Source organism: Leeuwenhoekiella nanhaiensis, assembly GCF_002744755.1.
Classification (GTDB): domain Bacteria; phylum Bacteroidota; class Bacteroidia; order Flavobacteriales; family Flavobacteriaceae; genus Leeuwenhoekiella; species Leeuwenhoekiella nanhaiensis.
Map to the genome: position 1 here is coordinate 19,493 of NZ_KZ319299.1, position 25,760 is coordinate 45,252.

A 25,760-nucleotide genomic window follows, 5' to 3' on the forward strand; every position below is an offset into this window, starting at 1 on the left:
AAAACCTGCTTTACCTCACTTTGAATAGGTATTTAACAAGGGAATTGCGTGTTCTTTAGTTAATTTTTAGTAAAATTGGCGGACTATTTTTTAGGCCTGACCGGGTTTAAAACCATGCGCTTCGGTGCAATTACACTCTTAAATTTTTAATATGTCAATACGAAAAGCAGGCGCCCTGATTTTGTTTCTACTTGTGGGAGCCGTTTATGCTCAGCAAAAGCAAATTACCCTAGAAGAAATCTATGACGGTACATTTAGAATGCAATACCTGGACCGGTTGCATTCTATGAATAACGGGAAGGAATATGCTGTTCTCAATACAGACCGTAATACCGGCACCAAAACTCTGGATGTTTACAGTTACAAAACCGGAGATAAGGTTTCTACTCTTATCAATTCGGGCGAAATAGAAGGCCTTGATTATTTTATAGGCTATACGCTAAGCGATGATGAAAGCAAGGCGCTTCTAAGCACCAATCTGCGCTCTATTTACCGCCGCTCAAGCCTTGGGGTGTACTATGTTTATGATTTAGACAGTAAAAAGCTTACAAAGGTGGCAGATGAGGCCATTCAGGAGCCTACTTTTTCTCCGGATGCTTCAAAAGTCGCGTACGGATTAAATAATAACCTTTTTGTAAAAGACCTGAAGACCGGTACAACCACTCAGGTTACCATAGACGGGGCTAAGAATAAAATCATAAACGGTATCACAGACTGGGTTTATGAAGAAGAATTTGCCTTTGTACGAGCTTTTGACTGGAATGCAGACGGAACCAAACTGGCTTACATCCGTTTTGATGAGACCGAAGTGCCTGAATTTTCAATGGATGTCTTCGGCAAGGAATTGTACCCTTCGCAGGATGTGTTTAAATATCCAAAAGCCGGCGAAACCAACGCTACGGTGAGTTTGCATATCTATGATTTGGAAGATCAAAATACTAAGGAAGTTGATCTTTCCGGATTTCAGAATTATTACATTCCACGGCTGGAGTGGACTCCGGATGCCGATGTACTGGCAGTGCAAACCACAAACCGAAAGCAAAACGACGTCAACCTGCTTTTTGTAGATGGCGCTTCCGCGAAAGCGAAACTCATTCTGTCTGATACAGACGATGCTTATGTGGATATCACCGATAACCTTACTTTTTTGGATGAAAACGAGTTTCTCTGGACCAGCGAAAAAGACGGCTGGAATCACATCTACCACTACGATCAGGATGGAAAACTCATCAATCAGGTGACTAAAGGCCCCTGGGAGGTGACCAGTTACTACGGTTATGATGCTAAAAATAAGCGGGTGTTTTACCAAAGCTCAGAAAACGGTTCAATCAACCGCGGAGTGTATTCGGTAAAGCTGAATGGTTCTGATAAAAAAGCACTAAGTGCAGATTCGGGTACTAATTCGGCTAACTTCAGTACTGACTTTACCTATTACATCAATAGTTTTTCAGATGCTTCAACACCGTATGTTTTTACGCTGCATAGTGCCAAAGACGGAAAACTCATTCGCAAGATTAAAGACAACCAGGCTTTAAAAGATCAATTTTCGGAATACGTAATATCTGAAAAGGAATTTTTCACCCTTTCCATAAATGGTGAAGAACTCAACGCCTATATGATTAAGCCGAAAGATTTTGATGCTTCTAAAAAGTATCCGGTTTTTATGACCCAGTATAGTGGTCCCGGTTCACAAAGCGTAGCAAACAGCTGGGGTGGTGGTAATGATTACTGGTTTCAGATGCTGGCTCAGGATGGCTACATCATCGTGTGTGTTGATCCTCGTGGGACTGGTTTAAAAGGCCGTGATTTCAAAAAAATGACTCAAAACGAATTGGGTAAATATGAAGTAGAAGATCAGATTGCTGCTGCTCAGGCTTTAGGCCAACGCCCTTATATTGATGCAGATCGTATCGGAATCTGGGGATGGAGTTACGGCGGTTTTATGGCTTCAAACTGTATTTTTCAAGGAGCCGATACCTTCAAAATGGCCATCGCGGTGGCGCCGGTTACCAGCTGGAGGTTTTACGATACTATTTATACCGAGCGTTATATGACTACGCCGCAGGAAAACGCGAGCGGTTATGACGAAAACTCACCTATTTCGCACGTAGATAAACTGAAAGGAAAGTATTTATTGGTTCACGGTAGTGCAGATGATAACGTACACGTACAAAACACCATGCGATTGATAGAAGCTTTGGTTCAGGCTAACAAACAGTTTGACTGGGCAATCTATCCCGATAAAAACCACGGTATTTATGGCGGAAACACGCGTTTACACCTCTATACCAAAATGACCAATTTTATTAAAGACAACCTATAATCCATTTATATGACACAAGCAACACAAGTCGCCAGACAAAAAGAATTGTTCGGCCATCCGGTAGGACTTTATATTTTATTCTTCACAGAGATGTGGGAGCGTTTTTCGTATTACGGAATGCGGGCAATATTGGTATTATACCTTGTTGCAGAGGCAACTTCCGGCAACCCCGGCTTGGGTTGGACAAACGCTGAAGCCCTTTCATTATATGGAACCTATACCATGCTTGTGTATGTTTCTTCCATTCCCGGAGGTTGGATCGCAGATAAGTTTTTAGGTCAGAAAAAATCGGTACTATACGGAGGTATTCTGCTGGTTGCCGGGCACAGTATTTTGGCCATTGAAGAAATGTGGGCTTTTTATACCGGTCTGGGGTTGATTATTGCCGGAGTTGGAATGTTGAAACCTAATATTTCAACTATGGTAGGTGGCTTGTATAAAAAAGGTGATATCCGCAGAGATAAAGGCTTTACTATTTTTTATATTGGTATTAACCTGGGAGCTTTCATCGCTAGTTTACTGGTTGGAACTGTAGGAGAAGTTTACGGTTGGCACTACGGTTTTGGTCTTGCAGGAATTGGAATGGCTTTAGGGCTATTACAGTATTTATTTGGGCAGAAGTATCTTAAACACGTAGGGAATTTTATTGGAACGTCTCTGGATCCCGAAGAGATTGAAGCCCGTAACAGACCATTAAACAAACAAGAGAAAGATCGGGTTGTAGTTCTTTTTGTTTCTTTCTTAATGGTTATTGTTTTTTGGGGCGCTTTTGAACAGGCAGGTGGCTTGATGAATTTATATGCATCTGAGAAGACAGATCGTTTTTTGTCATTTTCACTTCCATTTATAGGTAATGAAGTTCCGGCTTCCTGGTTTCAGTCATTAAACTCTTTGTTCATCATTCTTTTAGGAACGAGCGTTGCGGCATACTGGGCAAGGCGTAAACTCAAAGGAAAAGTAGCTACATCGCTTTTTAAAATGGCCATGGGGCTAATTATTATGGGGTCCGGTTTCTTCTTTATGACCGCTGCTTCAGCGCAATTTCAATCTAATGGAGCATCAGCAATGTATTGGTTAGTACTTGCTTATTTATTTCATACCGTTGGGGAACTTTGTCTTTCTCCTGTAGCCTTATCTTACATAACAAAACTTGCTCCCCTTAAATATGCATCGATCATGATGGGGGTGTATTTTGCAATGACCGGTTTTGGAAATAAACTTGCCGGACTTTTGGGAGAATCAGCATCTCAATTAGGGGAGTACACGATTTTTACAGGAATCGCTATTTTCTGTATCACTTTTGCGCTACTTGTTTTGGTTTTTAGAAACAAGCTCGAAAAGCTTACTCACGGGGCAGAGGATAATGAACGTGAAATGCTGGAGCAAGAAGATTATGAACTGGCAGATCCTAAAATCAATAATTAAGATTTAGTATTCAGCAATGGCTACATCTTCAACTGAACAGTTTTTCAAAAATCCGGTGTTGGGTCATCCCGCCGGATTATTTGTATTGTTTTTTACCGAAATGTGGGAGCGTTTCTCGTATTATGGAATGCGCGCCTTACTGGTATTATTTTTAACGGCTTCGCTGTTTGATGAGGGCTGGGCCTGGCCACGAGAGCACGCGCTTGCACTCTACGGCACCTACACCTCCATGGTTTATTTAACACCTATTCTGGGCGGGTATATCGCCGATAAAATTATTGGATATCGAATGGCAGTGGTTGTAGGGGCTTTGTTGATGACCTTAGGTCACGCTTCAATGGCGCTTGATGCTCCGGTTGCCTTGTATTTAGGACTGTTTTTGCTTGTTGCGGGAAATGGTTTTTTTAAGCCGACTATGACTTCGATTATTTCTCAGATGTATGAAAACCATCAGCACAAAAAAGACGGCGCATATACCATTTATTATATGGGCGTAAATGCCGGAGCATTTTTGGGTATTTTGCTCTGCGGTTATCTGGGCGAGCAATGGGGCTGGCATTGGGGCTTTGGTCTGGCAGGGATTTTTATGTTTGCGGGGATGCTTCAGTTTTATTTTTCACAGAATATCTTTGGTGAGGTTGGTAAAAAGCCTGAAAAGACTGATGATGAAAAAGCTTCGCTTGACCCTTCGGTTAAATTGAACCCATTCTCGTTACTCGATAAAGCTTTTATCGTAATTAGTGCGGTCATAGGTCTGGTGTGGATAATTAATGATCCTATGTCTAAAATTGGTGACGTCAATGTCTTTGATTTTGAAGTGGGAAGCCTTTCAGGAAGTAATTTCATGATACTTTTTGCTCTGGCCGTATTTCTCATTTTGCTCGTTTCACGTATTGTTCGTTATGCGCCTGTTGTACGCGATCGCATGATTGCCGTTTCGATCTTTGCTTTTTTTACTATTTTCTTTTGGGCGGCATTTGAACAGGCTGGTGGCTCGATGACCATTTTTGCAAATGACTATACAGATCGCGTACTGGAAGGAAGCGCAGGAACCATCTTCAGAATTGCCAATACGCTAATTACTGTGATTCCCCTTGGTGTAATTACCTGGGTTTTATGGATGTTGTTTAAGCAGACTTTTGAGAAGTACAAGTGGGCTAATATCATTCTGGGAGCCAGTTTTGTCATCATTTGGGCTTTGGTACTGCGTATGCTTTACGAGCAATATACCGCCGAGGCGCCTGAAGTGCCGGCATCATGGTTTAGCGTTTTAAACTCTTTATTTATCATCATTTTTGCACCGCTTTTTTCTAAACTTTGGGAGAGTAAATACAATCCCAGTGTAGCTGTAAAATATGGTGCCGGACTTATTCTTTTAGGAGTGGGGTTTGCAGCTCTGGCTTATGGTTCGAGTGATATCCCACAAGGTGCAAAAGTGGCTGCAGTGAGTATTATATGGTTGATTTTAGCGTATTTCTTTCATACCATGGGAGAGCTTTGTCTGTCGCCGGTAGGGCTTTCATACGTTAGTAAATTGGTGCCGGGCAGAATGATCGCGATGATGTACGGGGTATGGTATCTTGCCATCGCAATTGGTAATAAACTTGCAGGTACAACCGGAGGAATGATCGATACAATTACGGCTGAGTATTCGCTTTCTACCTTCTTTTTATTATTTTTCCTCATTCCGGGAGGTGCAGGGGTACTAATCATCCTGTTACATCCGTTACTTAAGAAATTGATGCATGGCATTCACTAATGTGGTCTGCTTTTTGAAATGTGTTGGAAAAACAGAATTATGAAAAAAATAATTATACTTCTTCTTTTAACCGTACTAGGCACTGTTGCGGGATTTTCCCAAAAGCAGGGCGAGATCAAATGGATGAGTTTTAACGAGGCTCTTGAAGCTCAAAAGAAAGAACCCCGAAAGATTTTTATGGATGTCTACACAGACTGGTGTGGTCCCTGTAAATTGCTGGATCAAAATACCTTTCACAATAAAGATGTGGCAGACTACATCAACAAGAATTACTATGCGGTAAAGTTTAATGCGGAAGGCACTGAGGAAATAGATTATCAGGATTTTGTCTATACCAATCCTAATTATGATCCCAATCGCAAAGGCCGAAACAGTCAGCACCTTTTTGCGCATGCGATGAAAATAAATGCTTATCCCAGTGTTGTGTTTTTTGACGAAACCGGAAAGCTCATTCAGCCGGTGCCGGGTTATAAAACGCCGCAACAATTGGAGATTTTCTTAAAAATGGTGCATTCTGACGCGTATAAGAAAATTACTTCAGCAGAAGCCTGGCAAAACTATCAGGAAAATTTTGTAAGTACTTTCAAAGGATAAGGTATTCATTCTAAGCTATAAAATCCCTTTTCATACGTGCTGTGAAAAGGGATTTTTCGTTTCTCACAAGTTGCTTCCCAACGTTTCACATAGCTTTTGTAATTGCTGGCATCTGCTATTAGAATAGCCTGCGGAAAATACGTGATTAGGCGATCAAGATTGATCTTTGGCGATTGGATGAGCAAAATGTATTGAGGCTTTAATTCGTTAAGCTCGTAAATCCCGAGACTGTCAACAAGTAGCAGGGGTCCTTCAGGTGTATTGTAAATGGGTTTCAATCTTTCGGTTGTTATATTTTGAAGCTGAAGGTTTTCCGTGAAGCCTTTCGTAATTCTGGACAAATCCATTTTTTCATCATTAAGATGGAATACCAGGTGATTTGAACTACCTACGTTCGCAAGACTGGTGGTGCGATAGCTGTTGAGAATATAGAATTCTTCTTTTTGCTTCAGTTTTAAGACCAAAAGCGTCAGGGGTAAAATCGCGCCTGCAATCAATAACCCGCTTAAACGTGTATAATTTCTTTTCTGAATAAGTCTGCCTAAACAGAATATGAGCATGTAGCATACAGGAATAAGGATCAAAGGGAAATAGATGCTTTTCAAAATAAACGGGTCTGCCTGAGCAATCAATTCGATAAACGAATTGAGTAATTGGAGTATGAAATCGTAAACGCGTATCAAAAAGTCAGGTAGCAGGTTTAAAACAGCCAGAATCAGAATCCCAATACCGTATATCAGAATAAAACCCAAAATCGGAAGCACCACCATGTTAGCCAGTAGAAACAATCCCGGAAACTGATGAAAATAATACAGGCTTAAAGGTAAAACTCCTACTTGTGCTGCCAGACTCACGCAAATAAGTTGCCAGTAGTAGCGCAGAATTTTGGGCTTAGGAAGCCAAAGGTTTTCAATTTTTGGATAAAGCCACATAATAAAAAACACGGCGGCATAACTCAGTTGAAAACCCACTTCAAACAGGAGTCTGGGACTTATGAGAAGAAGTATCAATGCCGATGCGATTAGTGCGTTATATCCCGAACGTCGCTGGCTGTAAACCAGACCAATTTGCAAAAAGCTGAACATCGTGGCAGCTCTTAGAACTGATGGGGATAGTCCTGTGAGGATCGCAAATAGCCAGATTGTTGTAAGCACAATGAGCAGACGAACGAGCCGTGTTTTCTTGCTATTGCCTAATGGTTTGAGTAAGAATTGTACCAAAAGCATTAAAATCCCAACGTGAAGTCCCGAAACCGCAAGGATATGAATAACACCGGCGTCAACATAGCTCTGCCTGAGTTGGGGAGACAAATCCTGACGTTCTCCCAGTAGCAGGGCATAGGTTATAGCTTTGGTATCAGGGCTAAGTTGGTAGCGGTTTAGTTTAGATTTGAGATAGGAGCGAAAACCGTGCGCACTGTATTCTGAGCTGTTTTCCTTTTCGGTAAACTTAATAAACGAATCCCGTTCCAAACGAATCTGACCAAAAATGCCCTTGTTTCTGAGGTAGCTGCCATAGTCAAATTGGTAAGGGGCTTGCATCGGAAATTCAGTTTGTAAGGAAGCATTGACATAAAGTACGTTTCCGGTTTCTAAGTTAGTAGTGTTTGCAGAAGTATCTCTTGGTATGCTAAGCAGGACTTTGCCGGTCGTGGTTTTGCCATTGAGTTCAAGCATTTTTCCGATAAAGCGGGCTTGAGAATTACCGGGAGCAAGTTGCTCATCAAGCACTATGACAAGGTTTGCTCTGGGAGTAATCTTCGGCTGATTAAGATAATGTTGTTCTGAAAGCAGGGGGCTGCTTAGGGTGTAAACCGAAAGCCCTATCGAGCCAAACAACAGAAATGCAGCGATTCCCGTTAAAACGGATTTCTTTCGCAGAAAAATTAAATGAATTAGAAGAAAGAAAATAAAAGCCGTCGCCTGAGCCAGAAGGATAGATGACAGCGAAAAGGAATGCAGCTTTCCGGACACTATTCCAACGATAAGTCCGGCCAGAATGAGTAGCAATGAAGTGTTTAAGCCTTTCACAAGTAATTTTTAAAATACAAAATCACCTGTTGCTTATACGGTAGGGCGTTCTAAGAACAGAAGCCTTAAAGTACTACTTAAATCGAAATTTACATAATGCGGCGCGCTTCTACAAAAGCATTATTCCAGTAGCCTTCGTTTAGAGATGAAACGATAACTCCCTGAGAGGTAGAAGAGTGAATAAACAGAATTTGCCCTGGTAAGACGTCAACCACCAGACCCACGTGATTGATGTTTTTACTGCGCCTTCCGGTAATGAAGAATAGCAAATCCCCCGGAATCACTTCATCGGTTTTAATGCGTTTCCCTTCCTCGGCAATAGCCCGGCTTACCCGGGGAATACTGATGTTTTCTTCCAGAAATGCGGTATAGATGAGACCGCTGCAGTCCATACCTTTTGAGGTGGTGCCGCCGTATTTATAGGGCGTGCCTTCAAAGCGGCGCGCGTTACTAATGATATTATAGCGCAGTTGATTTTCGTCTTCATCCTTTATTTCAGAAAGATAGATGAGTTCATCACCGGCATCTTCAGAGGTTTTTATTTCTTTTCGTTTAGGGGCTTCATATGCTACGGCTCCTATAACAGCAGCAGTTTGAGTGGTTCTTTTGCTTCCGCCGCAACTGGCTAATGCCAGACTTAAGGCAAGTATGCCGCTCTGCTTTAGTATTCTGTTTCTCTTCATATATAGAAGCAAATCTTCCTTAATTGGCGCCGCAAAGGGGAGAAAATATTCCCGGGCTTGCCTGATAATTTTAAAATATATCCGGGTTTATAACTCTTTAGCTTTGTTAAGTATCGTTATTCCTTTAGATTCTTATAGATCAATTGAGCTGTATTTCTACTGGCACCCGGTCCTCCCAGTTTTTTTTCGAGTTCGAAATACTCGTGAAACACCTGTTTCCGGTTTTCTTCATCAAGAATATTGTTTAACGCAGCTTTCAGCGATTTGGTATTAAAATCGGTTTGAATCAATTCTTTTACCACTTCCTTATCCATAATAAGGTTGATCAGCGAAATATAGTCCAGATTAATTACGCGTTTTGCGATCTCATACGAAATCCTTCCGCCTTTATAGCAAACCACTTCAGGAACTTTAAACAATGCGGTTTCTAAAGTCGCCGTGCCCGAAGTGACTAAAGCGGCGCTCGCCACATCCAGGAGATTATAAGTTTCATTCATCACAATGTGCACCCGGTTTTTCTTTAAAAACGGCTCGTAAAATTCAGCATCCTGACTGGGAGCTCCGGCTATTATAAATTGATATTCCTTAAAATCTCCGGTAATGCTGAGCATGCCTTCAAGCATTTTTTGAATTTCCTGTTTCCGGCTTCCGGGCAAAAGAGCGATTATAGGTCGTTCATCCAGATTGTGCTTTTCGCGGAAGTCTTCCGGAGATACGGGTTCGCGGTCGTAAATAGCATCGAGCAGGGGATGCCCCACAAAATGAACCGGAAACTGATGTTTCTTTTCGTAAAACTCCTTTTCAAAAGGTAGAATCACAAACAGCTCATCAATATCCCGCTTGATGTCTTTAATTCGGCCTTCTTTCCAGGCCCAGATTTGAGGCGAAATGTAATAGTAATTCTTAAAACACTGCTGACGTGCCCATTTCGCTATGCGCAAATTAAAGCCTGGATAATCCACGTAAATTACGACGTCAGGATTATAGGCCTGAATGTCTTTTTTGCAGAATGCCAGGTTTTTGAAAATCGTGCGTATGTTTAATAACACTTCCAGAAAACCCATAAAGGCCAGATCGCGATAGTGCTTAACCAGAGTACCGCCCTGTTGCTGCATCAAATCACCTCCCCAAAACCGGAATTCGGCCTCGGGATCTTCCCTTTTCAAGGCTTTCATCAGATTTGAGGCGTGTAAATCGCCGCTTGCTTCGCCTGCCAGGATGTAATACTTCACGTGTTGAGTTTTAAAGATTTTCGCACAGCGAAAAAACTAGGGGTTCAGATTCCAGGAATTCAATTCAGTAATAAAACGATGCGCGGTAAGGTCAAATTGTACCGGTACTACCGAAACATAGCCGTTTGCCAGGGCCCATTCATCGGTGTCTTGGCCTTCGTCGTGATTTACGAACTCTCCGCTCAGCCAGTAGTAATCGCGACCCATGGGGTTTGTGCGTTTATCAAAATCTTCCACCCATTGCGCATTAGCCTGGCGACCCACCTTGATGCCCCGTATTTCGCTGGCCTTCAGTTTTGGAATGTTCACATTCAATACCACGCCCTGAGGAAGACCATTTTCCAGGACCTGACTGGTTATGCGCTTTACAAAGGTGTCACAATGCGAAAAATCTGCATCTATTGAGTAATCAAGCAATGAAAACCCTATTGCCGGAATGCCTTCAACACCGGCTTCTACCGCTGCACTCATCGTGCCGCTGTAAATCACATTGATAGACGAGTTAGAACCGTGATTGATGCCGCTCACGCAGATATCGGGTTTGCGGTGCATAATTTCCTGCACGGCGATTTTGACACAATCGGCAGGCGTGCCCGAACACTTGTATTCTTTATGATCTGCATCCTGAAATTCACGAACGGGATCACAATAAATTGTATCGTTTACAGTTATAGCGTGACCCATCCCGCTTTGCGGACTGTCTGGCGCCACTACTATAACGTCACCCAGTTCTTTCATTAGAGTAATGAGTTTGCGAATGCCCGGTGCGGTAATGCCGTCGTCGTTTGTAATTAAAATAAGCGGTTTTTGAGCTGTCATTAAATTTTTGCTTTCTGCTGCTAAAATACTAAATTACGTGGCCTTTGGCGAGCCCGCGGTTTAACAAATAATTACCGCATAGTATTGGCCGTGGCACGGTTTTTAATGTAGATTGCTAGTAAAAGAATAAAATGCTTAGAATTATGATAAAGAATGCAAAAGTACTTGTTTTAGCCTTACTTCTTGGGGCTGCGTCGTGTAGTTTCACGACAAATTCTGAAGACCCCGGTAAAGACAAAGTACTCATCAGCCTTATTTCTTACGTACTGGAGAAAGGCCATTATGACGCAAAAGATTTTGATGACACATTTTCTGAGCAGGTTTTTAATGACTTTATCACGGCTTTAGACCCACTTAAGCGTTATTTCCTGGCAAGCGATATCAAGGAGTTTGAGGTTTACAAAGATCAAATTGATGATCAGATCCGTAAGGAAGACATTACCTTTTTTGACATGGCTTACACGCGTTTGAGAGAGCGGATGGAAGAATCGAAGAAGATTTACGAAGAGGTACTTGACAAACCTTTTGATTATACAGCAGAAGATTCAATTGATACCGACTATGAGAATATAGCTTATGCTAAAAATCGTAAGGAGCTTAAAGAGCGTTGGGAAAATCAATTGAAGTTTAGTGCTATTGGTACGTATTACGACCGCATACAGGAAGAGGAGCAAAAAGCGAAAGACTCTACAGGTTATACTCCAATGTCCAAAGAGGCACTTGAAGAAGAAGCCCGTAAAACTACCAAAGATTCGTACGCAGAGTACTTTGAGTTTGCAGATGAGTTAGATCGTGACGATTATTTTGCGGTGTATATAAATTCTATTGTAGAAGAATTTGACCCGCATACAACCTATTTTGCGCCGGTTGATAAAGACCGATTTGATATGCAAATGAGTGGTCAGTTTCAGGGGATTGGTGCACGTCTACAGAAAAAAAGTAACGAAATAAGCATTACTGAAATTATTTCCGGAGGTCCCGCCTGGAGAGGTGAAGAGCTTGAAGAGGGAGATGTCATTCTTAAGGTAAAACAACAGGATGAAGATGTAGCGACCAGTGTTGTGGGAATGCGATTGGATGATGCGGTTGAATTGATCAAAGGCCCTAAAGGGACTGTAGTTACTTTAAATGTTAAGAAAAAAGACGGAACGATTCGCAATGTCGCAATTACCCGTGATGTTGTAGAGCTTGAAGAGACTTATGCCAAAACTACCACCGTAGAGAAGGAAGGTCGCAAGTATGGGGTTATTAATTTGCCTAAGTTTTACTTCGATATGCAAAACGCGAATCAACGTAATGCAGCGACTGATGTAAAGCAGGAAATAATCAGACTTAAGGAAGAAGGAGCAGAAGGTTTGGTAATCGACCTGCGCAGTAATGGTGGAGGTTCACTTTCTACTGTTGTTGATATCGCCGGCTTGTTTATTAAAGAAGGTCCGGTCGTTCAGGTGAAGTCTAATGGAGCCGAAAGTGAAATTCTTAAAGATAAAGACCCGAGTATTTTATGGGATAAGCCGTTGGTTATTTTGGTAAATGAAATCAGTGCTTCGGCAAGTGAAATCCTTGCTGCAGCAATGCAAGATTACAAACGTGCTGTGATTATAGGAAGTAAGCAAACGTACGGGAAGGGTACTGTACAAAATGTATACGACCTTAATCGCTGGTTACGCCAAAATGACCTGGGCGATATGGGAGCATTAAAAATTACTACCCAGAAGTTCTACCGAATCAACGGGGGTTCTACCCAGCTTGAAGGTGTGAAAAGTGATGTCGTAGTACCAGACCGTTACAGCTATATTGACATAGGGGAGAAAGATTTGGAAAACCCACTTCCCTGGGATAAAATTGATGCTGCAGATTACAAAGTTTGGGATGGTTATATCGATTATGAGCAAACCATCAACAACAGTAATGAGCGTATGTCGCAAAACGAGCAACTGCAATTGATTGAAGAAAATGCAAAATGGATCAAGAGTAAACAAGATGATTCGGTGTGGCCGCTAAATTTAGATCAATATGCCGCTAAGGTTGAGCAAAGCGAAGCAGAAGCCAAGCGTTTTGATGCGCTAAGAGATTATAAGACGGATTTAGTCTATAAGTCTTTGCCTTACGAAATGGAAGAATTTAAGAAAGATACGGTACTTAGGGAAAAGCGTCAGCGCTGGCACGAAGAGTTAGCTAAAGACGTGTATATGGAAGAGGCCATCAACGTTCTCGAAGACCTTAAGATTAACAATATCAGAAGAGGTAAGCTGGCAGACGTCAGAGATTAACTAGAAAAGGTAGACTTCTCTACCTTTCTAATCAAGGCTCATTCAGTGAGTGATTTATGGCAGAAAAATCCAGTTCATTAACTCAATTAGCGCTCCGGAAATTCAAACGAAATTTCTGGGGCGTTTTGAGTTTTATATACATCGTACTTTGCGGTCTTGTCGCGCTCTTCGCCTACGTGTTGGCGCCCGATGATACCCAAAATGCAAACCAGATGCATCTGGCTATCCATTCAAAGAAACCGGGTTTTACCGTAAAAATGCTTACTGTTCCCGGTCCTGATCCTGCGGCGCAATCTTTTTTGAGCGAATTCTTTTTAGGTGAAGCCAATGCAGATACCGAAATCCCGATTAATTCCATTAACCTGACAGAAACCGAAGTAGAATATGTGCCCTACAGCGACGAGGGGGCAGGGGAGTTGACTAAAGCCATAGCATACACAGACTTTGGCCTACAAGGGCAAATAGATCCTTCTGTTTTTGAAAAGGAATTTGTCTCTGAGAAAACTTTTATTCTGGGTACTGATAAATACGGAAGAGATTTGCTTAGCCGTATGCTCATCGGTACACGAATTTCGTTCAGTATTGGTTTTGTAGCCGTGTTGATTTCGTTACTCATCGGAATCTTTATGGGCGCGATTGGGGGCTATTTTGGCGGAAAAATTGATGCACTCGTGATGTGGATTATCAATGTAACCTGGTCTATTCCCACTTTACTTCTGGTAATCGCAATCACTTTGGCTTTAGGTAAAGGCTTTTGGCAGGTGTTTATCGCCGTTGGACTCACTATGTGGGTTGAGGTTGCCCGGGTAGTGCGGGGGCAGGTTTTAAGCGTTAAGGAGGCTCAATACGTAACTGCAGCGCGGGCCTTAGGGTATCGGGATATGCGCATCTTGTTTCGGCATATATTGCCTAACATTCTGGCTCCGGTTATCGTAATTAGCGCGGCAAACTTTGCCAGTGCGATTCTCATTGAAAGCGGTCTCAGCTTTTTAGGAATTGGGGCGCAGCCGCCTATTCCCAGCTGGGGCGCGATGATTAAAGATCACTACTCGTACATTATTTTGGGTAAAGCCTATCTGGCAATTATTCCCGGTCTTGCCATCATGAGTCTGGTAATGGCGTTTATGCTAATGGGTAACGCCTTGCGTGATGCGCTTGATGTAAAAGGAACAAACTAAAATGAAACGAAAATATACCTATCCGTTGCTGATGATGATTGCAGTGACGCTTATTTTTTTGGCCGAAAGGTATCTGGATGCTCAGGAGAAACAGAAGTATGTTGAGGCTGCCACCAGCGTAAAGTCTGAAGCGCTTGATTTTTTTCTGCCGGCTGCTACCTCAAATCAAATCATTAACCACGATTATTATACTCTTGAGTATAACGAGGAGGCTGAGCAGGCCAGCTGGGTGGCGTATACCCTGACTAAAGATCAATTGGTAGATGCCGAATTAAGTCGGCCCTATTTTGAGGTTGACCCGGCTGTAAAAACCGGGGCTGCCCACTGGCGCAATTATAAAAATAGCGGATATGACAGGGGGCATTTATGTCCTGCGGGAGACCGTCGTTTTAGCCCTCAGGCCTATGATGAAACGTTTCTGACGAGTAATATTAGTCCGCAATTGCGGGAATTCAATGGCGGCATCTGGAACCGTCTTGAAAATCAGGTGCGTGACTGGGCGAGGCGTTATGGCGAGCTTACTGTTGTCACGGGTGGACTTCTGGAAGATCCGGTAGCCAAAATAGGCGAGGAGGAAGTTTATGTACCTTCAGCTTTTTATAAAATTGTCATTCGAAAGGAGTCTTCCGGTTTTACGGCACTTGCGTTTTTGGTTCCGCATAGCGAAAGCGATCAGGATTTAAAAGCATTTGTAGTTACGATAGATGCTATTGAAGAGCTTACCAAACTTGATTTCTTTCCGCAGCTAGACGACGCTACTGAAACTCAATTGGAAGCTTCCAATTCGGTTACAGACTGGAAATTCTGATTTATCAAAAGTCTTTCCGCTTAAATGTTACCAGTCGTTAACGCGGTTACTGTCTAGCTTAACGAAGATAAAAAGCAGGATCGTAAAGCCCCATAAAGAAGAACCGCCATAACTGAAAAAGGGCAGAGGAATACCAACGGTGGGGAGCACCCCGGTTACCATCCCGATATTTACCAAAAAGTGAATAAATAAAATTCCGGCAACACTATAGCCGTAAATACGACTGAACTGACTCTTTTGCCGTTCGGCAAGTATAATGACGCGCAGCATAAGGCCTACAAAGAGGAAGATGACCAGCGTACTGCCCAGAAAGCCCCATTCTTCACCCACGGTGCTAAAAATATAGTCGGTTTGCTGCTCAGGTACAAAATCCCCTTTGGTCTGAGTTCCCTTTAAAAACCCTTTTCCAAATAAGCCACCATTACCAATTGCAATTTCAGACTGATACGTGTTGTAACCTATACTTTTCATATCTACATCTTTCCCCAATACCACATTAAAGCGGTCACGGTGACGCTGTTCAAACACGTTTTGAAAGATGTAATCAACCGAAAACACAAAGAGCATTGCGACAATGGGCAAAATGTAATACAGTCGTTTTCCGAAGCGCTTTTTGCGATTCATTATCAGAAGAATTACCGCGGTTACGAGAATTCCTGCAATGACATAGTAAGGCCCAAAAGCCAGTGTCAGTATAAAAAGGCCTACGACAACAGAGCCAATAATGAGATAAATTCCTGAAAGTCCCTCGCGGTAAAGCGGAAAGAAAAAGGCGGCATAAACGAGTGCACTACCCGGGTCTGGTTGTGGAATAATACAAATAGCCGGTAGAGCAATAATCACAAAGGCCCTGAGCTGGTGTACAAATGATTTTACATCGGTTTGAATATCGCTGAGGTATTTTGCCAAAGCGAGTGCTGTAGCTGCCTTGGCAAACTCACTGGGTTGCAGACCAAAGCTCCCAAAGCCGTACCAACTGGTTGCACCCGAAATGGTTTTTCCGAAGACAAAAAGCCCCAGAAGTGACAATATGGAAACTACATAAATAATACTGGCAAAGCGTTCAAAAAACTTGGCTTCGAGTGAGAGTATAAATATGATGAGAAGAATGCTTAGCCCTATAAAAAGCAACTGCTTCGCATAGAGATTACTCATATCAAAAAAGTCATAGGTTTCTGTCGGGTCTATTGATGCCGAGATAATATTCACCCACCCAATACCTACTAATGCGAGATATAATACAATAATTAGCCAGTCAAAGGTGCCGCGGTTGCGTGTATTTATAGCCATTAAAGTTTAGGCTTTTCGGGTACTCCACTTAGTTTTTTGCCGTCGTTGATGTAGAAGGGCTCGCCACTCAAAGGTTTAGCATATTCATCTTCGAGGCTGTGGGTAAGCACCCAGTCTTCCAGATCGGTACGTGTAATTTCACCCTTAATGTGTTTTTCAATCATCAAACTGGCGATCTTACCGGCATAACGGGAACCCCAATATCCGTTTTCAACGAAAACCGCAATGGCAATCTTCGGATTATCCTTGGGTGCGAAAGCTACGAAGATCGAGTGATCGGTTAATTGCTCGCGCTCACCATTGATTTTGGTATAGTTTTCTGCAGTACCGGTTTTTCCGCAAATTTCAATATCAGGAATGCGCACAGCCGAAGCGGTACCATAATTATACACATCGTTCATTCCCTGAACTACCGGCTCAAAATTAGCGGGGTCGACTGAAGTAATATGTTTAGTGCGGTATTCTTCCGGAATTTGTTTTTCATCTCCCTCTATGCTCTTAATGATGTGTGGCGTATAGTACCAGCCCCGGTTTGCAATGGCTGCGGTAACATTAGCCAGTTGAATGGGCGTAGTGCTTACCTCCCCCTGACCAATGGAGTTAGAAATGGTAGCAGTACTGTACCATTTATACTCCGGAAATTTATACATTCTGTTGTAAAACTTTCCATCTGGTATAAAGCCGGGGCGACCTATTGGTAAATCGGTACCCATAAAGTCACCGAGTCCAAAACTCGCCAAATGATTATTCCAAACATCCATACCTTCTTGCGGAGTATCGTATTTTTCGATTACTCTTCGGTAAACGTTTGCAAAATAGGCGTTACAGGAGTTTGCAATACCCGGAATCATGCTCAGCGGTGAGGGATGGTGGTGGCAGCCCAGTTTTCGTCCTCTTCCATACGAATAGCCGCCATAACACGAAAAACTTTCCTGTGTATTCACCACACCTTCCTGCAATGCAATAAGAGCATTTAAGGTTTTAAAGGGTGAGCCGGGAGGATATTCTCCCTGAAGGCTACGGTCAAATAGGGGATCGGTTATAGTGTCATACCAAAGTCTGGTAAAATTTGCCGAACGCTCGCGGCCTACCAGCAGAGCGGGATCGTAGTTGGGCGCAGAAACTAGCGCCAGAATTTCACCGGTCGCCGGTTCGATAGCAATAATACCGCCGCGTTTGTTGATCATTAGCTCTTCGCCATAACGCTGTAAGGCAGCATCTACCGTTAGCGTAATGTCTTTTCCGGGTTGTGGCAGTGTGTCAAGGCTTCCGTTTTTGTATGGACCAATGTCGCGGTTAAAGCGGTCTTTCTGAATGTATTTTACTCCTTTGACGCCTCTTAGAACTTCTTCATATTGCTTTTCAACTCCGGTTCTTCCTTTAAGGTCACCCGATTGGTAATAGGGGTTTGCCTCAATATCTGAATGATTTACTTCTGCTATATAGCCCAGAAAGTTTGCGCCAAAATCAATCTGATAATCTCGTAATGAGCGTTTTTGAATGTAGAAACCTTCGTATTTGCGCATTTTTTCCTGCAAATAGGCATATTCAGATTTTGTAAGCTGGGGTATGACAATCGAAGGCAATCGTGGCGAGTAGACCCTTGCTTTGTCAAGACGCGTTACCAAAGCTTCTTTGGTCATCTTTAGCATTTGGCAAAGTTCAAGCGTATCAAAAGGTTCAACCTCCCTGGGTATCACCATTACATCATAGGACGGCTGATTGCTAACTAAAAGCTCCCCGTTACGATCGTAAATGTGACCGCGTTGCGGATAGTCAAAACTGCGTTTAATTGCATTGTTTTCAGAAAGGCCGGCGTACGAGGTATTCAGGATTTGTAAATAGAATAGCCTTCCGGTGAACAAAAGTCCGGAAACCAATACAACAGAAAATAGCAGTATTCTTCTCATTTACGTCTAAAACTAAAAAGAGTGATAAAAAGCATGCAGAGCAAAAGGGTAAATGCTCCACTGAACAACGTCTTCTTAAGTATATAGATTATGTCTGAAAAGTTAAAACTTTCGAGAGAAAAAAGAATCAGATGATGCGTAAATATCATGATACTGAGAAACAGCAGCCTTTCTCCATAAGCAGCGCTCGAAACCTTTACGGCATTATACTCATACGCAATACCGAAAATCGACTGTAAAATCCACGGTCTGAGATAGGCAACCGTCACGCAGGCAGCTGCGTGCATTCCACCGCTATTGGCAAACATATCTATGCTTAACCCCAGTAAAAAACTTGAAAAAAGGAGCAGGGCGCGATTATCACCAATAGGGAAAAGCAAAACAAAAAGAACATACGGATAGGGATTGATATAGCCCAAAAAGTCGATGTTGTTAAACAGGGTGATCTGTGCCAAAACCAGCACGATAAAGCGTAAGATGTTACGTAAAATACTATTGCTCATCTCTGGTCTCCTGTTCTAAAGTTTGTATCTCTTCCCGGTCCAGATTTTCAATAACGTATACGTGACCCACATTGGTCATATCGTTGAACAATTTTACTTTTATGCTGTAAAAATTTTCAGTGGGATCCAGCGCATATTCTGCAATGGTACCTATGCCGATTCCCTCGGGGAAAATGGTCGATTTTCCTCCGGTAACGATAGTGTCGCCCTGTTTGACGGGAGCTTTAGATTGCACGTCAACGAGATCAACGAGATTAGGATCGCCGCCCTTCCAGACCAAAATACCAAAGTGATTGCTTTTCTTCAATTTGGCGTTAATCTGCGAATTGCTGTTTAAAATACTCATCACTGTTGCATAACCGGGAGAAACCCGGTCTACAATACCCACAATTCCTTTGCTGGTAATCACACCAAGATCTTGCTTTACGCCCTGATCGCGGCCTGCTTTCAGCGTGAGAAAATTGTCTTTATGCGAATAATTGTTATTGATGACCCGCGCTGTGGTAATTTGAAATCGGCTATCAAAACGCGTGGTGTCTATTTCCTGCGAAATGCTGTCGCGGGTATTTAAAAGTTGCTGTCTCAACCTGCTGTTTTCAGCAAGTAGTTGTTCATTATGTGTTTTAAGGTCGAAGTAGGACGAAACATCATCTATAGCCGTAAATATACCGCCGCTCAGAAAGTTTGCTGAATTGACAAACTTACTGCGGTGATAGGAGTGCGACTGAATCGTAAAAACAAGGGATAAAAACAGCAAAAATGCAAATAGCAGAAAGTTTCTATACTTGATTAGAAAATTGACAATTTGCTGCATGAATCACAATCCTGTTATTTGATGAGTACGCTCTTGAATTTATTCAAATTCTTGAGGGTGATACCGGTACCTCTTACAACTGCACGAAGCGGATCTTCTGCGATATAAACCGGTAAATCGGTTTTTTGAGATAAACGCTTATCCAGGCCGCGCAACATACTACCACCACCGGCAAGATAGATTCCGGTGTTGTAGATGTCTGCTGCAAGCTCAGGAGGTGTTTGTGACAGGGTTTCCATCACAGCGTCTTCAATGCGCAGAATTGATTTGTCTAAAGCCTTAGCGATCTCCCGATAAGAGATAGATACCTGCTTCGGTTTACCGGTTAGCAGGTCACGTCCCTGAACGCTCATATCTTCTGGCGGAACTTCTAAATCTTCGGTAGCCGCACCAATTTGTATTTTAATTTTTTCCGCACTGCGTTCCCCTACATACAGGTTATGCTGGGTGCGCATATAATAGATGATGTCATTCGTAAACACATCACCCGCGATCTTAACCGATTTATCGCAAACAATTCCACCTAAAGCAATCACGGCGATTTCGGTAGTACCACCACCTATATCTACGATCATATTTCCTTTAGGCTGCATGATATCAACCCCAATCCCTATGGCCGCAGCCATCGGCTCGTGAATCAAATAAACTTCCTTACCGTTAACACGCTCGGCACTCTCTTTTACCGCTCGCATTTCAACCTCTGTAATCCCGGAAGGGATACAAATCACCATACGTAAAGCAGGAGCAAACAAACGCTTTTTCAGCGCAGGAATTTCTTTGATGAACATACTCATCATTTGCTCACTGGCGTCAAAATCTGCGATTACCCCATCTTTAAGCGGGCGGATGGTTTTGATGTTTTCATGCGTTTTTCCCTGCATCATCGCGGCATCTTTACCGGCAGCGATAATTTTATTGCTTACCCGGTCACGGGCTACAATAGACGGACTATCAACCACAACTTTGTCGTTGTGAATGATGAGCGTGTTTGCGGTACCAAGATCTATTGCTATTTCTTCGGTAAGAAAATCAAAAAAGCCCATAAGCTAAGGTGTAATTAGAGAGATTAGGTGCTGAATCCTTTGTATTTAAATGTACTTAAAAAATACGTTTATTAGTGTTTAAAATGTCTGGTTCCGGTCATAACCATCGCCACATCATGCTCGTTGCAATAATCAATGCTCAATTGATCTTTGATAGAGCCTCCCGGTTGAATTACTGCGGTTATACCTGCCTTATCTGCCAGTTCCACACAGTCTGGAAACGGGAAGAAGGCATCACTCGCCATCACGGCTCCCTTAAGGTCAAAACCAAAGGAGGTTGCTTTCTCAACTGCCTGACGCAAAGCATCAACCCGTGAGGTCTGCCCGGTACCACTGGCGAAAAGCTGTTTGCCTTTAGCAAAAACAATGGTGTTAGACTTGGTGTGTTTGCAAATTTTTGAAGCAAATACTAAGTCAGTTAACTCTTCAACCGTGGGTTTATTGTTTGTTACGGTCTTAAGATCTTTAAGACTGTCTGTAATATGATCTTTATCCTGTACGAGTACGCCATTTAAGCAACTGCGCACCTGATCTTTAGGAAGGTCAATCGGCTTTTGAACCAACAGAACTCGATTTTTCTTTCCTTTTAAAATTTCTAAAGCCGCATCCGAATAAGAAGGAGCAATCACCACTTCACAGAATAGTTTGTGAATTTCCTCGGCAGTTGCTTTATCAATTTCTTTATTGGCAATTAGAATTCCGCCAAAGGCCGAAACCGGATCTCCGGCTAGCGCATCAACATAAGCCTGATGAAGGGTAGGGCGCTGTGCCACACCGCAGGCATTGTTGTGCTTTAAAATCGCAAAGGTTGGGTTTTCGTCTTTAAACTCAGCCATTAGGTTTACGGCTGCATCTACATCAAGCAAATTGTTATACGAAAGCTCTTTCCCGTGCAGTTGCTCAAACATCGCATCAAAATCTCCGTAAAAAGTACCCTGCTGATGTGGGTTTTCACCGTAACGCAAAGTTTTACCCTGAGTATAGCTCGCTTTGTAAACGGTTTCTTCTTCGTTGAAATAATTGAAGATCGCCGTATCGTAATGGGAGGAAACATTAAAGGCTTTGGCAGCAAAACGCTTGCGATCAGCAAGGGTAGTGGTGCCTTTATTAGCAGAAATCAGTTCTAAAACTTCTTCATAATCGTCAACCGAAGAAACACAAAGCGTGTCTTTAAAGTTTTTAGCTGCAGCGCGGATTAATGAAATACCACCGATATCAATTTTCTCAACGATATCCTGTTGTGAAGCGCCCGAAGCTACTGTTTTTTCAAATGGATATAAATCTACAATGACGATATCCAACTGTGGAATCTCATATTCTTCCATCTCGGCAACATCGCCCTCGTGATCCTGACGGTTTAGAATACCACCAAAAATCTTAGGGTGTAGGGTTTTTACTCTTCCGCCCAAAATAGAAGGATAGGAAGTGATGTCTTCAACCGGCACAACCGGAATATCCAGATCACGAATAAATTTTTCGGTACCTCCTGTAGAATAAAGCGTTATGCCAAGTTCATGAAATTTTTTAATAAGGGGTTCAAGACCTTCTTTGCTAAAAACGGAAACCAGGGCTGCTTTGGCCTGAATAGGAGTACTCATAAGAAAAATTTATTTTGGGTGCAAAAGTATGAATTTAAGCACTAAAACGTCACGCATATTTTTGTATTTTCTCGGTATAATTTTGTAACGCCAAACGGGCTTTTGCGTCATACAGGCATTATCATTTAGTCTTTACTATGCTAATTTACCTCAGGGTTCTAAAAGAGAGTCTCGCATTTGCGGTCAATGCATTGCGTAACAACAAGTTGCGAACACTTCTGTCTTTATTGGGAGTGACCATTGGTATCTTTTCGATCATTGGGGTTTTGGCTGCGGTTGATTCGCTAAAACAGGAAATAAAAGGCAGTCTTTCTTCACTTGATAACAGCACAATTATTTTAATGCGTTTTTCATTTGGGCCCACAGATATTCCGAAGTGGAAACGGGAGCAATTTCCTGATGTGACCTATGAGGAGTATCAGTTTATAAGCCGAAATGTACCCGATGTAGAAGCAGCCTCTTTTAGCCTTAATGTCCCTGCGGAATCCATAAAATTTGGTGATAAGCTGGTAACGGGCGTAAATATCGCTCCGGTAACTGACGGGTACTACAATATCGAAGCTTTACAATTAGCGGAAGGGCGCTTTTTTAATGAGGCGGAATCCAATAGCGGTTCTAATGTAATTGTTTTGGGAGATGAAATTGCTGAAGGTTTATTTGGAGGATTGGATCCTATCGGAAAACAGGTGCGTCTATATGGGCAGCGCTTTTCGGTGATTGGAGTGTTAGAGAAGGAAGGAAATAGCATTTTTGGTCCGTCAAAAGATGGAATGGTTATACTTCCCGTTAATGTAGTGCGTCGTATTTACGGAAGCAATAATAAAGCGGCCTTTCCGCAGATTGTTATCAAACCCGAATCTGGTGTTGATGTGCCCGAGTTTAACGCCATTCTTGCACAGCGTCTGCGTCAATACCGGGGTTTAAAAACTGACGAAGTCAATAATTTCTTTATCAATCAGCTTTCGGGCTTTACCGATTTTATAGATAATATAACCGGCACCATGTCAACTATTGGCGGGTTTATTGGCCTTTTCTCCTTATTGGTGGGTGGTTTTGGTATTGCCAATATTATGTTTGTAAGCGTAAAGGAGCGTACCAATTTAATCGGGATTCAAAAAGCACTTGGAGCCAAAAATCGGTTTATCCTGCTTCAGTTTTTATTTGAATCAATAATCCTGGCCGCTATTGGTGGATTAATCGGTCTCGGTTTGGTGTGGATTATCACCATTGTGCTCTCGCAATTCACCGGAAGTTTTGAGTTTGTACTTTCGGCAACCAACATATTCTACGGCCTGTTCAGCTCTGTTCTTATCGGCTTAATCGCCGGCATTGTACCTGCGTTTATGGCTTCGCGCCTAGATCCTGTAGAAGCAATCAGAACCGGGATGTAAATTTTTAGCTCAAAATTCCCGAGACCTGCTCATTCACCCATTCTAAAAAGCGCTCGTCAGCTTCAGTAAACGGGTCTGCAGTATTTGAATCAATGTCGATTTGACCTATGTTTTTTCCGTCAACAAATAGAGGGACAACGATCTCTGCTTTCACTGTAATGCTGCAGGCGATATAATTGTCCTGAGCCTTAACATCTGGCACTACAAAATTTTGATTGGACACGGCTACCTGCCCGCAGATACCTTTTCCAAAAGGAATTATGGTATGATCTGTAGGCTCACCGGCATAGGAGCTTAGTTTTAGTTCGTCTTTATCTCCATTCTTAAAATAGAAACCTACCCAGTCGTAATAATCAACTTCAGCGCGCAATAGCGTGCAAAGCTCTTCAAGTCGGTGCTCTACCGAAAGCTGATCTTGTTGCAGAATAGTTGATACTTGTGGTTTTAGAGCTTCAAAAGTCATTTTTCTTGTATTTTAGGGCGGTTTTAAACCTGTTTTTAGTGCTTCAATTGATTCGCAAATATAAGTCGGTACTTTTTTTTATCCTTACTTTTTTAGGGGTGTATCTTGTGCTGAGTTTTTGTTATGCGATGTACTTGAAGTATGCGCAATCAGAAGCCTATTATCCTGATTATATAACGCACCGCGTGGCACAGCAGAGCGAAAGCTTGGTGAATATACTTGGGTACCGCGGTGAAATTGAACCACACCCCGACGAGGCTTCGATGAAATTATTTGTAAACGAGCTTTTTGTAGCCCGCGTGGTAGAGGGTTGTAATGCGGTAAGTGTTTTGATTTTATTCGCTGCTTTTGTTCTGGCATTTTATCAGGGCTTGCGGTCCACGTTGCTTTTTGTTTTTGGCGGCGGCGTGTTGATTTATGCGGTTAATATCATACGCATTGCCCTGCTGAGTATTGGGCTGTACGCGTATCCCGATTATAAAGAGCTTTTGCACGATGTGGTTTTTCCGGGTATCATTTATGGGCTGGTTGTAGTGCTTTGGCTTTTTTGGATTCGCAGGTTTAAAGAGCAAATGCGATGAGAAAAGTCTTAGTTTTTTTACTGTGTATCAGTTTAATAGCTGCGTTGATAGGGATTCGTGTTTATCAGGAGCATTTGTTTTATGACCCGCTTGTGCTGTTTTTCAAATCGGCTTATCTTTCGGAGAACACCTTGCCTCAATTGGATTTCGTTAAGCTGATGTTGCATACCGGCATCCGTTTTTGGCTGAACGCATCCATCTCTATTGTTTTTATTGGTTTGCTTTTTCGCAGCCGCGAAAATTTTAAAATACTGCTACTCATTTATGCTGTGGCATTTGTAGTGCTTCTAACGGCCTTCGCTTTAGTGCTGAAAAATTATAATATTGAGCTCAACCTGTTGCTGTTCTACATCCGGCGGTTTTTGATTCAGCCTATGTTGCTGCTTATTTTGCTTCCGGCATTTTATTACCAAAGGCTCAAGAGCAGGGCTTAGTTTGTATCTTTAGCCCGAATATTCAATTTATAATATGAAAAAACTAGTTATAGCAAGTTCAGTACTTGTGCTTTTAGCCTGCGGCGAAAAGAAAGCGAAATCAGAAACGGTGAGTGTTTCTGCTGATACAACTCAGGAGGAAGTGTATACGGGTAGCGAGCGTGAGGCGCAATTCGAAAACGAGCAGGTTGCTCAGGTTTATGATGATTATAATTTACTGAAAGTAGCCTTAGTCAATACCGATGCCGAAGCGGCAAAGGCTGCAGCCTCAAAAATGCTGGAAAGTATTAAAGCATTGGAAGGGGATACGGCTGATCTTTTGGTTACTGCTCAGGATATTGCTGCCGCGACTGATGTGAATATTCAGCGGGCTCGTTTTGAAGAGTTAACTGCTGAAGTTAAATCTTTAGTTGAGGCCAACATCACCTCCGGTAGTTTGTATTATCAGTATTGCCCAATGGCTTTTGACGGGAAAGGGGCGTATTGGATTTCTAATGAGGAAAAAGTGTATAATCCGTATTTTGGAGATGTGATGCTCAATTGCGGTACGATTGATTCTAAGATTGAATAATCCTCTCCAGAGTCAGAATTAAAAGTTTAGCACTAAAA

22 protein-coding genes are annotated in these 25,760 nt (G+C 42.4%); 11 read left to right on the forward strand and 11 right to left on the reverse strand.

Annotation, left to right across the window (positions count from 1 at the left end; translation table 11 throughout):
• Window positions 1–151: 151 nt before the first annotated feature.
• The 4 genes from CJ305_RS16180 to CJ305_RS16195 are packed head-to-tail and all read left to right on the forward strand — an operon-like array spanning window position 152 to window position 6,101.
• The gene (locus CJ305_RS16180; protein ID WP_099647344.1) at window positions 152–2,323 is read left to right on the forward strand and encodes a S9 family peptidase; all 2,172 of its coding nucleotides are present in this window, start codon (window positions 152–154) and stop codon (window positions 2,321–2,323) included.
• 9 nt (window positions 2,324–2,332) lie between these two features.
• Window positions 2,333–3,748 (forward strand): peptide MFS transporter, encoded by a 1,416-nt coding sequence (locus CJ305_RS16185; protein ID WP_099647345.1) that lies wholly within the window; start codon window positions 2,333–2,335, stop codon window positions 3,746–3,748.
• Between the two features lie 16 nt (window positions 3,749–3,764).
• The gene (locus tag CJ305_RS16190; protein ID WP_099647346.1) at window positions 3,765–5,507 is read left to right on the forward strand and encodes a peptide MFS transporter; all 1,743 of its coding nucleotides are present in this window, start codon (window positions 3,765–3,767) and stop codon (window positions 5,505–5,507) included.
• 39 nt (window positions 5,508–5,546) lie between these two features.
• Window positions 5,547–6,101 (forward strand): thioredoxin family protein, encoded by a 555-nt coding sequence (locus tag CJ305_RS16195; RefSeq protein WP_099647347.1) that lies wholly within the window; start codon window positions 5,547–5,549, stop codon window positions 6,099–6,101.
• A 5-nt stretch (window positions 6,102–6,106) separates the two neighbouring features.
• Here the strand turns inward: CJ305_RS16195 and CJ305_RS16200 are convergent, their stop codons facing one another.
• The 4 genes from CJ305_RS16200 to surE form a co-directional block, all read right to left on the reverse strand.
• Entirely contained in the window at window positions 6,107–8,131 is a 2,025-nt protein-coding gene (locus CJ305_RS16200; protein WP_099647348.1) for a ComEC/Rec2 family competence protein, read from the reverse strand.
• Between the two features lie 89 nt (window positions 8,132–8,220).
• Entirely contained in the window at window positions 8,221–8,814 is a 594-nt protein-coding gene (locus CJ305_RS16205) for a C40 family peptidase (protein ID WP_099647349.1), read from the reverse strand.
• Window positions 8,815–8,930: 116 nt separating this feature from the next.
• The gene (lpxB, locus tag CJ305_RS16210; protein WP_099647350.1) at window positions 8,931–10,046 is read right to left on the reverse strand and encodes a lipid-A-disaccharide synthase; all 1,116 of its coding nucleotides are present in this window, start codon (window positions 10,044–10,046) and stop codon (window positions 8,931–8,933) included.
• 36 nt (window positions 10,047–10,082) lie between these two features.
• A complete protein-coding gene (gene surE / locus CJ305_RS16215; protein ID WP_099647351.1) occupies window positions 10,083–10,865 on the reverse strand; it encodes a 5'/3'-nucleotidase SurE in 783 nt (260 codons plus the stop codon).
• 143 nt (window positions 10,866–11,008) lie between these two features.
• On the opposite strand from surE, the gene CJ305_RS16220 reads away from it, so the two are divergent.
• From CJ305_RS16220 to CJ305_RS16230, 3 genes are read left to right on the forward strand one after another with little or no spacing between them, the layout of a single operon-like run.
• Window positions 11,009–13,138, forward strand: a complete 2,130-nt coding sequence (locus CJ305_RS16220; protein ID WP_099647352.1) for a carboxy terminal-processing peptidase — start codon at window positions 11,009–11,011, stop codon at window positions 13,136–13,138.
• Between the two features lie 56 nt (window positions 13,139–13,194).
• A complete protein-coding gene (locus CJ305_RS16225; protein ID WP_099647353.1) occupies window positions 13,195–14,316 on the forward strand; it encodes an ABC transporter permease in 1,122 nt (373 codons plus the stop codon).
• Between the two features lies 1 nt (window position 14,317).
• A complete protein-coding gene (locus CJ305_RS16230) occupies window positions 14,318–15,124 on the forward strand; it encodes a DNA/RNA non-specific endonuclease (RefSeq protein WP_099647354.1) in 807 nt (268 codons plus the stop codon).
• Window positions 15,125–15,151: 27 nt separating this feature from the next.
• Here CJ305_RS16230 and rodA read toward each other — a convergent pair whose 3' ends face one another.
• The 6 genes from rodA to purH form a co-directional block, all read right to left on the reverse strand.
• Window positions 15,152–16,414 (reverse strand): rod shape-determining protein RodA, encoded by a 1,263-nt coding sequence (rodA, locus tag CJ305_RS16235; RefSeq protein WP_099647355.1) that lies wholly within the window; start codon window positions 16,412–16,414, stop codon window positions 15,152–15,154.
• Window positions 16,414–18,324, reverse strand: coding sequence for a penicillin-binding protein 2 (mrdA, locus tag CJ305_RS16240; RefSeq protein WP_099647356.1), 1,911 nt, complete (start codon window positions 18,322–18,324; stop codon window positions 16,414–16,416). The genes rodA and mrdA overlap by 1 nt, the downstream gene beginning before the upstream one ends.
• Window positions 18,321–18,827, reverse strand: coding sequence for a rod shape-determining protein MreD (locus CJ305_RS16245; RefSeq protein WP_099647357.1), 507 nt, complete (start codon window positions 18,825–18,827; stop codon window positions 18,321–18,323). The genes mrdA and CJ305_RS16245 overlap by 4 nt, the downstream gene beginning before the upstream one ends.
• Window positions 18,817–19,641 (reverse strand): rod shape-determining protein MreC, encoded by an 825-nt coding sequence (gene mreC, locus CJ305_RS16250; protein WP_099647358.1) that lies wholly within the window; start codon window positions 19,639–19,641, stop codon window positions 18,817–18,819. Before mreC ends, CJ305_RS16245 begins: the two co-directional genes overlap by 11 nt.
• A 14-nt stretch (window positions 19,642–19,655) precedes the next feature.
• Window positions 19,656–20,684, reverse strand: a complete 1,029-nt coding sequence (locus tag CJ305_RS16255; RefSeq protein ID WP_099647359.1) for a rod shape-determining protein — start codon at window positions 20,682–20,684, stop codon at window positions 19,656–19,658.
• Between the two features lie 71 nt (window positions 20,685–20,755).
• Window positions 20,756–22,282 (reverse strand): bifunctional phosphoribosylaminoimidazolecarboxamide formyltransferase/IMP cyclohydrolase, encoded by a 1,527-nt coding sequence (gene purH / locus CJ305_RS16260; RefSeq protein WP_099647360.1) that lies wholly within the window; start codon window positions 22,280–22,282, stop codon window positions 20,756–20,758.
• Window positions 22,283–22,419: 137 nt separating this feature from the next.
• On the opposite strand from purH, the gene CJ305_RS16265 reads away from it, so the two are divergent.
• Window positions 22,420–23,673: an ABC transporter permease gene (locus CJ305_RS16265; protein WP_099647361.1), complete on the forward strand. Its 1,254-nt coding sequence runs from the start codon at window positions 22,420–22,422 to the stop codon at window positions 23,671–23,673.
• 4 nt (window positions 23,674–23,677) lie between these two features.
• Here the strand turns inward: CJ305_RS16265 and CJ305_RS16270 are convergent, their stop codons facing one another.
• A complete protein-coding gene (locus tag CJ305_RS16270) occupies window positions 23,678–24,136 on the reverse strand; it encodes a GAF domain-containing protein (protein WP_099647362.1) in 459 nt (152 codons plus the stop codon).
• Between the two features lie 38 nt (window positions 24,137–24,174).
• On the opposite strand from CJ305_RS16270, the gene xrtF reads away from it, so the two are divergent.
• From xrtF to CJ305_RS16285, 3 genes are read left to right on the forward strand one after another with little or no spacing between them, the layout of a single operon-like run.
• On the forward strand, window positions 24,175–24,717 hold the full coding sequence (gene xrtF, locus CJ305_RS16275) for an exosortase family protein XrtF (protein WP_099647387.1): 543 nt from the start codon (window positions 24,175–24,177) through the stop codon (window positions 24,715–24,717).
• Window positions 24,714–25,151 carry an exosortase F system-associated membrane protein gene (locus tag CJ305_RS16280; RefSeq protein ID WP_099647363.1) on the forward strand — a complete coding sequence of 146 codons (438 nt, stop codon included), beginning with the start codon at window positions 24,714–24,716 and terminating at the stop codon, window positions 25,149–25,151. Before xrtF ends, CJ305_RS16280 begins: the two co-directional genes overlap by 4 nt.
• A 34-nt stretch (window positions 25,152–25,185) precedes the next feature.
• Entirely contained in the window at window positions 25,186–25,722 is a 537-nt protein-coding gene (locus tag CJ305_RS16285) for a DUF3347 domain-containing protein (RefSeq protein WP_099647364.1), read from the forward strand.
• The last annotated feature ends 38 nt before the right edge of the window (window positions 25,723–25,760 follow it).

Bases quoted from the DNA above. Each gene is read 5' to 3' on its own strand.
- CJ305_RS16255 (WP_099647359.1), bottom strand. From the start codon at position 20,684: ATGGGCTTTTTTGATTTTCTTACCGAAGAAATAGCAATAGATCTTGGT.
- CJ305_RS16265 (WP_099647361.1), top strand. From the start codon at position 22,420: ATGCTAATTTACCTCAGGGTTCTAAAAGAGAGTCTCGCATTTGCGGTC.
- rodA (WP_099647355.1), bottom strand. From the start codon at position 16,414: ATGGCTATAAATACACGCAACCGCGGCACCTTTGACTGGCTAATTATT.
- CJ305_RS16205 (WP_099647349.1), bottom strand. From the start codon at position 8,814: ATGAAGAGAAACAGAATACTAAAGCAGAGCGGCATACTTGCCTTAAGT.
- CJ305_RS16195 (WP_099647347.1), top strand. From the start codon at position 5,547: ATGAAAAAAATAATTATACTTCTTCTTTTAACCGTACTAGGCACTGTT.
- CJ305_RS16245 (WP_099647357.1), bottom strand. From the start codon at position 18,827: ATGAGCAATAGTATTTTACGTAACATCTTACGCTTTATCGTGCTGGTT.
- CJ305_RS16225 (WP_099647353.1), top strand. From the start codon at position 13,195: ATGGCAGAAAAATCCAGTTCATTAACTCAATTAGCGCTCCGGAAATTC.
- CJ305_RS16285 (WP_099647364.1), top strand. From the start codon at position 25,186: ATGAAAAAACTAGTTATAGCAAGTTCAGTACTTGTGCTTTTAGCCTGC.
- CJ305_RS16230 (WP_099647354.1), top strand. From the start codon at position 14,318: ATGAAACGAAAATATACCTATCCGTTGCTGATGATGATTGCAGTGACG.
- CJ305_RS16180 (WP_099647344.1), top strand. From the start codon at position 152: ATGTCAATACGAAAAGCAGGCGCCCTGATTTTGTTTCTACTTGTGGGA.
- CJ305_RS16190 (WP_099647346.1), top strand. From the start codon at position 3,765: ATGGCTACATCTTCAACTGAACAGTTTTTCAAAAATCCGGTGTTGGGT.
- purH (WP_099647360.1), bottom strand. From the start codon at position 22,282: ATGAGTACTCCTATTCAGGCCAAAGCAGCCCTGGTTTCCGTTTTTAGC.
- CJ305_RS16270 (WP_099647362.1), bottom strand. From the start codon at position 24,136: ATGACTTTTGAAGCTCTAAAACCACAAGTATCAACTATTCTGCAACAA.
- CJ305_RS16280 (WP_099647363.1), top strand. From the start codon at position 24,714: ATGAGAAAAGTCTTAGTTTTTTTACTGTGTATCAGTTTAATAGCTGCG.
- CJ305_RS16220 (WP_099647352.1), top strand. From the start codon at position 11,009: ATGATAAAGAATGCAAAAGTACTTGTTTTAGCCTTACTTCTTGGGGCT.
- mreC (WP_099647358.1), bottom strand. From the start codon at position 19,641: ATGCAGCAAATTGTCAATTTTCTAATCAAGTATAGAAACTTTCTGCTA.
- CJ305_RS16185 (WP_099647345.1), top strand. From the start codon at position 2,333: ATGACACAAGCAACACAAGTCGCCAGACAAAAAGAATTGTTCGGCCAT.
- surE (WP_099647351.1), bottom strand. From the start codon at position 10,865: ATGACAGCTCAAAAACCGCTTATTTTAATTACAAACGACGACGGCATT.
- mrdA (WP_099647356.1), bottom strand. From the start codon at position 18,324: ATGAGAAGAATACTGCTATTTTCTGTTGTATTGGTTTCCGGACTTTTG.